The sequence below is a fragment of the Terrabacter sp. AAH1 genome (assembly GCF_054456855.1).
On sequence record NZ_JBTJJV010000001.1, the window covers coordinates 391136 to 403203 of the forward strand.

Here is a 12068-nt window from a genome sequence, read left to right on the forward strand (position 1 = left end):
TTCCCGCTGTACCGAAAGCAAGGAGCGCAAACAACGATGAAGAAGACACGCATCATGGCAGTCGCCGCGGCGGCGGCCCTGGCCCTGGGGCTGTCCGCCTGTGGCGGCAGTGCCAGCAACACGGGCGGAGGCTCCGGCACCGGTGGCAGTGGTGGGGGAAGCTCTGCGCAGCCCGCCGCCGACGCCGCGATCGGCAAGATCTTCAACGCCTCCGACAAGAAGGGCGGCACGCTCCGCTTCGGCATGGCCGGTGACTGGGACTCCGTCGACCCCGGGGACACCTACTACGGCCTGTCCTGGAACTTCCTGCGCAACTACGCCCGCACCCTCGTCGTCTTCAAGGCAGCCCCGGGCGCGGAGGGCGCCAAGCTCGTCCCTGACCTCGCCACCTCCCTCGGTAAGCCGAGCGACGGCAACAAGACCTGGACCTACACGCTGCGCGACGGCCTGAAGTACGAGGACGGGTCGCCCATCACGAGCAAGGACGTCAAGTACGCCGTCGCCCGCTCGCTCGACAAGGACACCCTGCCGAACGGCCCTACGTACTTCAACGACTTCCTGGCCGACGTCCCCGACGGCTACTCGGTCTACAAGGACAAGAACCTCGACAACCTCAAGTCGATCGAGACGCCCGACGACAAGACGATCGTCTTCAAGCTGAAGACCGGCTTCGCCGGCTTCGACTACTTCGCCCAGCTGCCCTCCACGGCTCCCGTACCTCAGGCCAAGGACACCGGCACGAAGTACAAGGAGCACGTGATCTCGAGCGGCCCGTACAAGTTCACGGTGTACCAGCAGGGCAAGCGCATCGAGCTCGACCGCAACACGAACTACGACCCGGCGACCGACCCCGAGAGCGGCCGCAAGGCGCTTCCCGACAAGATCACCGTCGAGCTCGGTCTCAACGCACCCGACATCGACAACCGCCTCCAGAGCGGTGGCCTCGACGTCGACATCGCCGGCACCGGCGTGCAGGCCGAGTCGCAGGGCAAGATCCTCGCCGACCCGACCCTCAAGGCCAAGACCGACAACGCGTCGGCGGCCCGCACCTGGTTCTCGGTGCTCAACAGCGACGTCGCGCCGCTCGACAACATCGACTGCCGCAAGGCGATCGTGCTTGCCTACGACAAGACGGGCTACCAGCGCGCATACGGTGGCAAGACCGGTGGCGACATCGCCACGAGCCTGATGCCGCCGAACGTCCCGGGTCACTTGGACATGGATCTCTACGACTTCGCGAACAAGCCCCAGGGCGACGTCGAGGGTGCGAAGGCCGCGCTCGCCAAGTGCGGCCAGCCGAACGGTTTCGAGACCAACATCTCCTACCGCTCGGAGCGCCCGAAGGAGAAGGCGACCGCCGAGTCGCTCCAGCAGTCGCTGGCCAAGGTCGGTATCAAGCTGACGATCAAGCCGTACCCGACCGCCGACTACACGAAGCTGTACGCCGGCAAGCCGGACTACGCCAAGGCCAACAAGCTCGGCATCATCGTCTACGGCTGGGGCGCTGACTGGCCCGACGGCTTCGGCTTCCTGAGCCAGATCGTCGACAGCCGCGTCATCCGCCCGTCCGGTAACACGAACCTCGGCATCAAGGTGCCAGCGGTCGACGCCGGCATCGACAAGGCGATGGCCGAGAACGACCAGACCAAGCGTGAGGAGATCTGGGGCACCGTCGACAAGTCGGTCATGGAGGCCGCTGCCGTCATCCCCGGTGTCTGGTCGAAGGGTCTGCTCTTCCGTCCCGACACGATCACGAACGTCTTCGTCAACGACGGCTTCACGATGTACGACTACGCCGCGATGGGCGTCAAGCAGTAATACGACCCCTCGCCCGTCATCGCACCACGCCCGACCCACCTGAAAGTAGGTGAAGGCGCAGACGCGGTGGCGGTGGGCTCACAGTCCGCCGCCACCGCGTCCGGCCGATCCCCTTGCTGACGTACATGATCCGGCGCGTCCTCGGCGCCATCGTCCTGCTCTTCGTCGTGAGCGCGGTCACCTTTGCCATCTTCTTCCTCGTGCCACGCATCGGCGGCGCGACGGCCGACGACCTGGCCTCCCGCTACGTCGGCAAGAGCGCGGGCCCGGCGCAGATCCACGAGGCGGCCGTCCGCCTCGGCTTCACCGACCCGATCTGGGTCCAGTACGGGCGGTTCGCCAAGGGCCTCGTGGCCGGCTCCGAGTACAACACCGGCGCCGCCATCGACCAGTGCCCGGCACCCTGCCTCGGCTACTCATTCATCACGCAGAACCCCGTACTTCCCGACCTGCTCGACCGGCTCCCGGTGACCTTGTCCCTGGCGTCCGGAGCCGCGGTCCTCTGGCTGCTCGGCGGCGTCGCCACCGGCGTCGTGTCCGCCCTGCGCCGTGGCAGCGCGCTCGACCGCTCCGCCATGGGCGTCGCACTCGCCGGTGTCTCGCTCCCGATCTTCTTCACCGGGCTGCTGTCGCTGTCAATCTTCAGCTATGGCTTGGGCTGGACTGCCCAGGGCGGCAGCTTCACACCGCTGCAGGAGAACCCCGCCCAATGGGCGTACAACCTGCTGCTGCCCTGGATCACTCTCTCCTTCCTCTACGCAGCCGCGTACGCCCGCCTGACCCGCGCTGGAATGCTCGAGACGATGAACGAGGACTACATCCGGACAGCCCGCGCCAAGGGTCTGCGTGAGCGCGACGTCGTCGTCAAGCATGGCCTCCGCGCGGCCCTGACGCCGATCCTCACGATCTTCGGACTCGACCTCGGCCTGCTTCTCGGCGGCGCGATCCTCACCGAGACCACGTTCTCCCTCAACGGCATCGGCAAGTACGCAGTCGATGCCATCAACAACAACGACCTCCCCAAGGTGCTTGGTGTGACCATCCTCGGCGCCACCTTCATCATCGTGGCGAACTTGGTCGTTGACCTCCTGTATGCCGTCGTCGACCCGAGAGTGCGCACCGCATGAGCGAGCCCACCAACCAGACCGCCCCGACCGCTCCGTCCGCCGAGAAGCAGGACCGTCGGCGCAGCCGGCGCGCCGGAACGACGGTCAGTTCCGACGGCATCGGCGGCCTCGGCGCCCCGGCCGCTGAGGCGTTCCTGTCAGTACGCGACCTGCGGGTGCACTTCCCAACCGACGACGGCATCGTCAAGTCGGTTGACGGACTGTCCTTCGACCTGGCGCGCGGCAAGACCCTCGGAATCGTGGGCGAGTCGGGCTCGGGCAAGAGCGTCACGAGCATGTCGATCATGGGCCTGCACAAGCCCGGCACGGTCCGCATGACCGGCTCGATCCTGCTCGGCGGCGAGGAGCTCATAGGTGCCGGAAGCGAGAAGGTGCGCTCGCTGCGTGGCAAGCGCATGGCGATGATCTTCCAGGACCCCCTGTCGGCGATGCACCCGTTCTACACAGTGGGCCACCAGATCATCGAGGCTTACAAGGTTCACCACCAGGTGAGCACCCAGGTCGCGCGCAAACACGCGATCGACATGCTCGACCGCGTCGGCATTCCGCAGCCCAACACCCGCGTCGACGACTACCCGCACCAGTTTTCCGGCGGCATGCGCCAGCGCGCCATGATCGCGATGGCCCTGTCGTGCGACCCCGACCTGCTCATCGCCGACGAGCCGACGACGGCGCTCGACGTGACGGTCCAGGCGCAGATCCTCGACCTCATCCGCGACCTGCAGGCCGAGTTCAACTCGGCGGTCATCATCATCACGCACGACCTCGGCGTCGTCGCCGAGCTCTCCGACGACATCATGGTGATGTATGCCGGCCGTGGCGTCGAGTACAGCAACGCCGACGCCGTCTTCCGCGAGCCGCAGCACCCGTACACGTGGGGGCTGCTCAGCTCCATGCCGCGCCTCGACCGCGAACGCACCGAGCGGTTGCGGCCGATCAAGGGTGCCCCGCCGAGCTTGATCAACGTGCCGTCGGGCTGCCCGTTCCACCCGCGCTGCGCCTACGCCGACCGCACCGGTGGCCTGAGCCAGACCGAGCGGCCCCCCTTCGCCGAGGGGATCAGGGGGCACTACTCCGCCTGCCACCTCTCCCAGGAGGACAAGCAGTCCATCTGGGAGATCGAGATCCGGCCGACGCTGTGACCTCCTCACCCCTCATCCACGCCCCGTCCGGTCGCCCGCCACGCGACCACAGCACAGGAGCCACATCGTGACCAGCACCCACGTCGAGCCCACCGCGTCGAAGGAGGCTGGGGAGGCCCTGCTTCAGGTCCGAGGCCTGACGAAGCACTTCCCGATCCGTCGCGGCCTCCTCCAGCGCCAGGTCGGCGCGGTCCAGGCCGTCGATGGCCTCCACTTCGACGTCAGCCGCGGCGAGACTCTCGCGCTCGTCGGCGAGTCGGGCTGTGGCAAGACGACCACGGGTCGGATGCTGACCCGCCTGATCGAGCCGACGGACGGGCAGCTGCTCCTCGAGGGCGAGGACATCACCCACTGGTCCACCGCGAAGCTACGTCCGCTGCGGCGCGACGTGCAGATGATCTTCCAGGACCCTTACAGCTCGTTGAACCCCCGCCACACGGTGGGCACGATCGTCGGGGCCCCCTTCCACCTTCAGAACATCAAGACCGATAAGGGCATCAAGGCCACGGTGCAGGAGCTGCTCGAGGTCGTCGGTCTCAGCCCTGAGCACTACAACCGATACCCCCACGAGTTCTCCGGTGGCCAGCGCCAGCGCATCGGCATCGCGCGGTCGCTCGCCCTGAGACCGAAGCTCATCGTCGCCGACGAGCCCGTGTCGGCTCTCGATGTCTCGATCCAGGCGCAGGTCATCAACCTCCTCGAGGATCTCCAGGACGAGCTGGGCCTCACCTACGTCGTCATCGCGCACGACCTGTCGGTGGTGCGCCACATGTCCGACAGGGTCGCGGTCATGTATCTCGGCAAGCTCGTCGAGATCGCTGACTGCGACGAGCTCTACACACGGCCGATGCACCCGTACACCACGGCGCTCCTCTCGGCGGTTCCCGTTCCTGACACCGAGCGACGCACCAAGCGCGAGCGGATCCGGCTCGAGGGCGACGTGCCGAGCCCGGTCAACCCGCCGCCGGCCTGCCGCTTCCACACCCGCTGCTGGAAGGCCCAGGAGATCTGCAAGACGCAGGAGCCGCCGCTCGTTCAGCTCGCGCCGGGCCACGAGGTCGCCTGCCACTTCCCCGAGAACGTCGACGCCCCGGCTTCGAAGGCATCGTCTGAGGCAACCACCGCGCGGCCCGCGGGCGCGCTGGACAGCACCCGCGACAACGTCATCGACGACGGCTGACGAACCACCCGAGCTGAAGCACCTCACGCGAGGGGCCGCATGTCGTACGGGTGCGGTCACTTCGCGGGTCCGTCAGCCGGGGCAGCCTCAGGGGACGGGAAGCAATGGACCACATCGACGGTTGAAGTTTCCATGAAGGTCGAGATCTGGTCTGACGTTGCCTGCCCTTGGTGCTACATCGGCAAGCGCCGCTTCGAGAAGGCGCTGGCCGCCTTCCCCCACCGCGACGAGGTCGAGGTGCACTGGCGCAGCTACCAGCTCGACCCCGCCCTGCCCGAGCACCACGACGGCACCGAGCTCGACTACCTCGTCGGCCGCAAGGGCATGTCCCGCGACCAGGTCAGCCGGATGTTCGACCAGGTGACCGCGATCGCCGCCGACGAGGGTCTCGCCTACGACTTCGACTCCGTCGTGGTCGCCAACAGCTTCGCGGGCCACGAGCTGCTCCACCTCGCCAAGGCCCGGGGGGTCGGCGACGCCGTGAAGGAGGCCCTGCTGTCGGCCCACTTCGAGCACGGCGAGGACATCGGTGACCGTGACGTGCTCGTGCGCATCGGGGTCGAGGCCGGCCTTGACGCCGACGGGATCGTGCGTGACCTCGATGGCCACCGGTGGCGCGAGCACGTCGTCGCCGACATCACCGCTGCACAGCAGCTCGGCATCCGCGGCGTGCCCTTCTTCGTGATCGACGCGAAGTACGGAATCTCCGGCGCCCAGCCCACCGAGCTCTTCGCACAGGCGCTCGAGCAGGCGTGGCGGGAGTCGCACCCCGTCGTCATGCTCCAGCCCGTCACGAGTGGGGTCGCTACCGACGCGACCGACGCCGCAGCCTGCGGCCCCGCCGGCTGCTGAGGCCGTACCGGCTCCTGGGCCCGTACCGGCCCCTGGGCCCGAACCCTGCCGGGAGCCCGAGTCCGCGGGATCGCGTCAGAGCACCGCGGCCGCGACGAACGGCGCCACGGGGCTCAGCTGAAGCACCTCGTCGAGACGCCGGGTCACCCGCGTCGGCCCCTCGAGCGAGACACGACCCGAGCGGATCGCCACGGGCAGCGGCACTCGCCCCAGCCAGACGGCATACAGCGACGCGACGTCCGAGCTGATGGTCACGTCGACGGGGAACCCGGGGTCGGCCATGCAGACCGACGGGGTGCCGTGCTCGACGAGGATCCAGAACCGCCGAGCGTCGTCGGCGAAACGCACGTGCAGGACGTGCCGGTCGCCATCGAGGCCCGAGGTGTCGACGCGGGTGTGCATCCACCACACGAGCAGCTGGGCGTCGAGCTCCTCGGGCTGGGGGTCGCCGAACATCCACTCCGCGCCCCACTGCGCCATGCCGAAGACGACCGGCTCGAGGGCCCGTCCCGACGGTGACAGCACGTAGCGTGTACCTGAGCGCTCGACGACACCGAAGCGCTCGAGGTGGCGAAGTCGCTTCGTCAGGAGCGTGCGCGAGAGCCCGGGCAGGCCCCGAGCAAGGTCGTTGAAGCGGGTCGTGCCGGTCATCATGTCGCGCAGGATGAGCAGCGACCAGCGCTCTCCCACGACGTCGAGCGTTCGCGAGATCGGGCAGTACTGCCCGGCGCCGGGGTCGTGCCGTCCCATGCCCACCTCCGGTCGTGCTGGACGAGTGGCCGCCTCCCTCTCACCGGCAGCGGCCTTCCCAGTATCGGTCCTGGTTGTGGACCGCGTCAGTCCACAACGTGTACTGGGCTGCGACGGCGCGGAGGCCGACTCTTGGTGTGGAGGGCGACGACGCCGTCCGGCCGACGGGGGAAGCACCGGGCCGACCACGATGGAGGGACACCGCATGACAACGCACGCAGTGACGTCTGAGGCCGCAGCCGCGGACGCAGCACTCAAGGCCCGGCACGCGGCGATGTGGGCTCTGGGCGACTACCCGGCGGTGGCGCGGGAGGTGATCCCCGAGCTCGGCCGAGTCCTCGTGGACGCCTGTGGGGTCACCTCCGGCCAGCGGGTCCTCGATGTCGCAGCCGGGTCGGGCAACGCTGCCATCCCGGCTGCCCGCGCGGGCGCCGAGGTCATCGCCAGCGACCTCGCGCCCGAGCTGCTCGAGGTGGGCCGGAGGCTCGCGGAGGCCGCCGGTCTCGACCTGGCTTGGGAGCAGGGTGACGCCGAGGCGTTGCCGTACGCCGACGCGTCCTTCGACGTCGTCATGTCGTGCGTGGGCGTGATGTTCGCGCCGCACCACGAGCGCTCGTCGGCAGAGCTCGTGCGGGTCGTCAGGCCCGGCGGGACCATCGGGCTCGTCAGCTGGACGCCCGAGGGATTCATCGGGCGGATGTTCGCCGCCATGAGGCCGTATGCCGCCCCGCCACCTCCGGGGGCACAGCCCCCGCCGCTGTGGGGTAGCGAGGCGCACGTGCGCGACCTCCTCGGCGCCCGTGTGAACGGGCTCACCGCCGAGAGGCGCACTCTCGCAGTGCCTTTCACGAGCGGCGAGGAGTTCCGCGACTTCTTCAAGCGCACGTACGGGCCGACGATCGCCACCTACGGGCTGATCGCCGACGACGCCGCGAAGGTCGCCGCCCTCGACAACGCGCTGGCCGACCTCGGTCGGGAGGCGCTCGCCGACGGCGGCCCGATGCGGTGGGAGTACCTGCTGGTCACGGCCCGTCGCGCGACCTGACGCGACCCCTCCTGAGGGCGGCCGCTCATCGGATCCGGTGTGCGGTCGCCCTCCAGGTGCGTCGGGCGATCGGTCGGGTCAGACGCGGCTCTCGGGGGCGTCGGCACCACCGAGCCGCTGGGCAAGCCGACGGTGAACGTCGTGACGTCGATCTCGTCAAAGCTGAGCGCGAACACAGGCAACTGCCCGGTGAGCAGGCGGCGTCGGGGCCGCCACGGTCGATTTCGTCATGCGCGCCCGGTTGCGGCGCTAACCTCGAAGCAGGGGTTACGCGGACGCGAGGGGGTGTCGTGAGCGCGCTACAACCGCAGGTGATCTCACTGCACGGGCACGCCCTGTCGTTCGTCGACAGCGGGGCCGGTGAGACGATCCTCTTTGTCCACGGACTGCTCGGGTCGCACACGAGCTGGGGGCACCTCGTCGACCGCCTCGACGACCGGCACCGCGTCGTGGTGCCCGACCTCTTCGGTCACGGCGCCTCGGCCAACACGAACGGCGACTACTCGCTCGCCACGCACGCCGCCACGCTGCGCGACCTCATCGACCGCCTCGGCATCGACCGGGTGACCTTGGTGGGCCACTCGCTGGGCGGCGGCATCTCCCTCGAGTTCTGCTACCTCTTCCCGGAGCGCGTCGAACGGCTCGTGCTCGTCGGCAGCGGGGGGCTCGGGCGGGAGGTCAACCCCGCCCTGCGGGCCGTGACGCTGCCCGGCGCCGAGTGGGTGCTGCCGGCCCTCGCCTCCGGTTGGGTGCGCGGTCGGGTGGAGACGATCGGCCGCACGATGGCGCGCGCAGGCTGGCGGGCCAGCCACGACATGCGCGCCGCCTGGGACGGCTTCGCGCGGCTGAGCGACGCCGAGAGCCGCCGGGCCTTCCTCACGACGACGCGCGCCGTCATGGACACCCGCGGCCAGACGGTGACGGCTCGCGAGTACCTGCCCGACCTCGCGGGGCTGCCCGTGCTCGTCATCTGGGGCACGGACGACATGGTCATCCCGTCCCGGCACGCCGCACGGGCTGAGGAGGCGATCCCCGGGTGCCGCGTCGAGCTCTTCGAGGGCGCCGGTCACTTCCCCCACCTGGACGACCCCGAGCGGTTCGCCGACCTGCTGCGCGACTTCATCGCGACGACCGGGCCCGACATGACGGAGACCGCGAGCTGACGGCGGCCGTCGGCGCGGCGCTAGCGGGCGGCCGGGTCGCGAGCGCTGTCGACGATGACGTCGCGCAGCCGCTCGAGGGCGGCGGACCTCGCGCCCGCGAGCTGCGGCCGCGGGCCGACGTTGGCTGCGACCAGGTGCACGGGTCGCGGTAGCCCGGCGGCCTGACGGGACAGCTCGGCGACGAAGGCCGCGTGACGGCCCCACGTCCCGCCCACGACGACCATCTCCGGGTCGGCGAGCGCGACGGCCGCGGACAGCACGCCGCACACGGCCGTGGCGAGCGCGGCCAGAGTCACGCCGTCTGCGGCGCGCACCGCCTCGACCTCGATCGCGGTGGACCCCTCGCGGCGCAGGCCCAACCGGGCGAACACCTCGGTCAGCGGCATGGCCCGGCCGTCGGGCCCGGTCGTGACGACGTGCGCGATCTCGCCGGCAAGGCCTGCGTGGCCGCGCCGCACCGCGCCATCTGTGACGACGGCGCACCCGAGCCCTTCGTCGAGGTAGAGGTAGACGAAGTCGTCCGACGGGCCGGCAGCACCAGCGGCACCGGCTGCACCTGTAGCACTGACCGCCCTGCCAACCTCGGCCGCCTGCTCGGCCCTCGCCGCCCAGTTGACGTCGTTGTCGACGAGAACCGGCCCGTCGACCACCCCGCGGAGCAACGACGCGGGGTCGAGGTCGCCGACGAGAAAGGGCGAGTCGGGCAGGTGGACGAGCCTGCCGGACGCGCGGTCGACGGGGTCTGCGGCACTGACGGCAGCCGCGCGCACGCGAAGCGTCCCGGCCTCGCGAGCCACCGCGGCCACCGCCTCCACCACCCCTCGGGCGGCGCCGCCGGCGTCGGTGCCGCGGTCGAGGGGCACCTCGGCCGCGGCGGCCACGCGGCCGAGGGCGTCGACCGTCTCCGCGACGACGCCCTGGGGCGTGATGCTGACGACGAGTGCGAGCCCGCAGGCGGGCGAGAGGGAGTAGTAGGTGCCAGCCCTGCCGCGACCGTGGCTGCGCTCCCCCGTGTCGACGACGGCTCCGGCCTGCTCGAGCCGGCGGAACGCCTCGGAGATCGTCGGCTTGGAGATGCCGGTCAGCGCCGCCACCTCGGCCCGGGTCAGTCTCGGGCGACCCATCAGGGCCCGCAGCACGTGCTCGTCGGTGAGAGACCTCAGCAGCTCGAGGCTGGGCTTCGCGGAAGACATGGACACATCCTAGTTAGGACTCTTGCCCAAACATCTGAGGAGCGCTACCGTCTACTTCGTAAGGAGTCCTCACCAAAGGAAGCGCGCCATGACCGCAGCCCCCGCCACCCCGTCCGTCGCCGCCCTGCCGCACTGGGAGACGACGCCTGACGACCTCCCCCGAGCCGTCCGTGAGGTCAAGCAGGCCCTCCGGGCGCGCATCGAGGCGTCCGGCCGTAGCGTCGAGGAGGTCTTCGCGGTCGTCGAGCGGCAGATCGCCGAGCGTGTCGCCGAGATCCGCGCCGCGAAGGACAGTGGCGAGGAGGTCTGGCCCGTCATCGACTACGCCGACATCGCCGACGGCACGGTGGCCCCCGACCGGCTGGCGGCGCTCCGGCGGCGCGGGTGCCTCGTCGTGCGCGGCCACTTCCCGCGCGAGCAGGCGCTCGCCTGGGACGCCGGCATCGTCGCCTACGTCGAGGGCAACGGGTTCTTCGACAGCTACCGCGGCCCGGGCGACGACTTCTTCGGCAGCGTCGGCTCCAAGCCCGAGATCTACCCCATCTACTGGTCCCCCGCGCAGATGGAGGCCCGCCAGAGCGAGCGCATGGCGACCGTGCAGTCCTTCCTCAACAGCCAGTGGAAGCACGAGTCCGAGGGCACGACCTGGTTCGACCCCGACCGCGACTCGCTCTACCCCGACCGCATCCGCCGCCGTCCGCCGGGCGCCGACTCCGACGGCCTCGGCGCCCACTGCGACCCGGGCACGCTCGACCTCTGGATGACCCAGGCCTACCAGCAGGCCTTCCGGCACCTCTTCGACGGCACCGTCGAGGACTACGACCCGTGGGATGCCGCGCACCGCACCGCCGGCCCGCAGTACCCCGGCACCACGATGTGCTCCGCCTTCCGCACCTTCCAGGGCTGGACCGCCCTGTCCGACATGGCGCACGACCAGGGCGTGCTGCACACCGTGCCGATCCCGGAGGCGATGGCCTACCTGATGCTCCGCCCCCTGCTCGCCGACGTCCCCGACGACGAGATGTGCGGCGTCAGCACCAACCAGGTCTTCCCCGCCAGCGAGAAGTGGCACCCGCTGCTGCTCGAGGCGCTGAGCGGCATCCCGGACGTCCGGGCGGGCGACTCGGTGTGGTGGCACTGCGACATGATCCACAGCGTCGCACCGGTCCGCGACCAGCAGGGCTGGGGCAACGTCATGTACGTCCCCGCCGCCCCGTGGTGCGAGCGCAACGAGCGGTATGCCGCCGACGTCCTCGAGGCGTTCCTCAGCGGTTCCAGCCCAAGCGACTTCCCGGAGGAGCACTACGAGCGCAGCTGGCCCGACCGGTTCGCGCCCGAGCAGCTCAACGCCACCGGCCGCCGGGGGCTCGGTCTCGGCTGACCGGCCCCCGCCCCCGGAGCCCGCGCCTCTCCCCGGCGCGGCCTCCGGGCCGACAGGTCAGTCGGCCAGGAAGGCCGCGACGCGCTCCTTCGGCCGTCCGATGATCGCCCGGTCGCCCCGCACCAGGACCGGACGCTGCATGAGCCGCGGGTGCTCGGCCAGCACCGCGACGACCTGCTCGCGCGTCGCGACGTCGGCGTCGGTCAGTCCGAGCTCGGCGAAGTGGGAGTCACGTCGCACGAGGTCGCCCGGCGCGTCCTCCAGCTTGTCGAGCAACGCCCCGAGGGCCGTGGCGTCGAGCGGGTCGCGAAGGTAGTCCACGACCTCGGCCTGCAGGTGGGCCTCCTCGATGCGCTCCACCGCGGCTCGCGAGGTGGAGCACCGGTTGTTGTGCATGATCGTCAGGTCGTCGGTCAT

11 protein-coding genes are annotated in these 12068 nt (G+C 70.1%); 8 read left to right on the forward strand and 3 right to left on the reverse strand.

Translation table 11 applies throughout. The features are described 5' to 3' along the window. The first annotated feature begins 36 nt into the window (after positions 1–36). The 5 genes from ACXR8F_RS01815 (at position 37) to ACXR8F_RS01835 (ending at position 6119) form a co-directional block, all read left to right on the forward strand. Complete coding sequence (locus ACXR8F_RS01815) at positions 37–1818, forward strand: ABC transporter substrate-binding protein (protein WP_458798519.1); 1782 nt, start codon at positions 37–39, stop codon at positions 1816–1818. 125 nt (positions 1819–1943) lie between these two features. Continuing rightward, positions 1944–2945 carry an ABC transporter permease gene (locus ACXR8F_RS01820; protein WP_458798520.1) on the forward strand — a complete coding sequence of 334 codons (1002 nt, stop codon included), beginning with the start codon at positions 1944–1946 and terminating at the stop codon, positions 2943–2945. Then, positions 2942–4087, forward strand: a complete 1146-nt coding sequence (locus ACXR8F_RS01825) for an ABC transporter ATP-binding protein (protein WP_458798521.1) — start codon at positions 2942–2944, stop codon at positions 4085–4087. The genes ACXR8F_RS01820 and ACXR8F_RS01825 overlap by 4 nt, the downstream gene beginning before the upstream one ends. A gap of 67 nt (positions 4088–4154) precedes the next feature. Then, positions 4155–5267, forward strand: a complete 1113-nt coding sequence (locus ACXR8F_RS01830; RefSeq protein ID WP_458798522.1) for an ABC transporter ATP-binding protein — start codon at positions 4155–4157, stop codon at positions 5265–5267. A 132-nt stretch (positions 5268–5399) separates the two neighbouring features. Next, entirely contained in the window at positions 5400–6119 is a 720-nt protein-coding gene (locus ACXR8F_RS01835) for a DsbA family oxidoreductase (protein WP_458798523.1), read from the forward strand. Positions 6120–6194: 75 nt separating this feature from the next. On the opposite strand, the gene ACXR8F_RS01840 is transcribed toward ACXR8F_RS01835, so the two are convergent. Further along, a complete protein-coding gene (locus ACXR8F_RS01840) occupies positions 6195–6869 on the reverse strand; it encodes a winged helix-turn-helix transcriptional regulator (protein ID WP_458798524.1) in 675 nt (224 codons plus the stop codon). 205 nt (positions 6870–7074) lie between these two features. Between ACXR8F_RS01840 and ACXR8F_RS01845 the strand changes: the two genes are divergently transcribed. Together ACXR8F_RS01845 and ACXR8F_RS01850 are read left to right on the forward strand one after the other, a co-directional pair. Further along, positions 7075–7914, forward strand: a complete 840-nt coding sequence (locus ACXR8F_RS01845) for a class I SAM-dependent methyltransferase (protein WP_458798525.1) — start codon at positions 7075–7077, stop codon at positions 7912–7914. Positions 7915–8204: 290 nt separating this feature from the next. After that, positions 8205–9077 (forward strand): alpha/beta fold hydrolase, encoded by an 873-nt coding sequence (locus ACXR8F_RS01850; protein WP_045191846.1) that lies wholly within the window; start codon positions 8205–8207, stop codon positions 9075–9077. A gap of 20 nt (positions 9078–9097) precedes the next feature. On the opposite strand, the gene ACXR8F_RS01855 is transcribed toward ACXR8F_RS01850, so the two are convergent. Beyond that, the gene (locus ACXR8F_RS01855) at positions 9098–10270 is read right to left on the reverse strand and encodes an ROK family protein (RefSeq protein ID WP_458798526.1); all 1173 of its coding nucleotides are present in this window, start codon (positions 10268–10270) and stop codon (positions 9098–9100) included. A gap of 88 nt (positions 10271–10358) precedes the next feature. Between ACXR8F_RS01855 and ACXR8F_RS01860 the strand changes: the two genes are divergently transcribed. Continuing rightward, the gene (locus ACXR8F_RS01860) at positions 10359–11651 is read left to right on the forward strand and encodes a DUF1479 domain-containing protein (protein ID WP_458798527.1); all 1293 of its coding nucleotides are present in this window, start codon (positions 10359–10361) and stop codon (positions 11649–11651) included. Positions 11652–11708: 57 nt separating this feature from the next. On the opposite strand, the gene ACXR8F_RS01865 is transcribed toward ACXR8F_RS01860, so the two are convergent. Beyond that, positions 11709–12068 (reverse strand): ArsC/Spx/MgsR family protein, encoded by a 360-nt coding sequence (locus ACXR8F_RS01865; RefSeq protein ID WP_458798528.1) that lies wholly within the window; start codon positions 12066–12068, stop codon positions 11709–11711.

What these genes read in the sequence shown, in the direction of transcription:
- ACXR8F_RS01815 (WP_458798519.1), top strand. Translation starts at nt 37, where the DNA reads ATGAAGAAGACACGCATCATGGCAGTCGCCGCGGCGGCGGCCCTGGCC.
- ACXR8F_RS01820 (WP_458798520.1), top strand. Translation starts at nt 1,944, where the DNA reads ATGATCCGGCGCGTCCTCGGCGCCATCGTCCTGCTCTTCGTCGTGAGC.
- ACXR8F_RS01825 (WP_458798521.1), top strand. Translation starts at nt 2,942, where the DNA reads ATGAGCGAGCCCACCAACCAGACCGCCCCGACCGCTCCGTCCGCCGAG.
- ACXR8F_RS01835 (WP_458798523.1), top strand. Translation starts at nt 5,400, where the DNA reads ATGAAGGTCGAGATCTGGTCTGACGTTGCCTGCCCTTGGTGCTACATC.
- ACXR8F_RS01840 (WP_458798524.1), bottom strand. Translation starts at nt 6,869, where the DNA reads ATGGGACGGCACGACCCCGGCGCCGGGCAGTACTGCCCGATCTCGCGA.
- ACXR8F_RS01845 (WP_458798525.1), top strand. Translation starts at nt 7,075, where the DNA reads ATGACAACGCACGCAGTGACGTCTGAGGCCGCAGCCGCGGACGCAGCA.
- ACXR8F_RS01855 (WP_458798526.1), bottom strand. Translation starts at nt 10,270, where the DNA reads ATGTCTTCCGCGAAGCCCAGCCTCGAGCTGCTGAGGTCTCTCACCGAC.
- ACXR8F_RS01860 (WP_458798527.1), top strand. Translation starts at nt 10,359, where the DNA reads ATGACCGCAGCCCCCGCCACCCCGTCCGTCGCCGCCCTGCCGCACTGG.
- ACXR8F_RS01865 (WP_458798528.1), bottom strand. Translation starts at nt 12,068, where the DNA reads ATGACCGACGACCTGACGATCATGCACAACAACCGGTGCTCCACCTCG.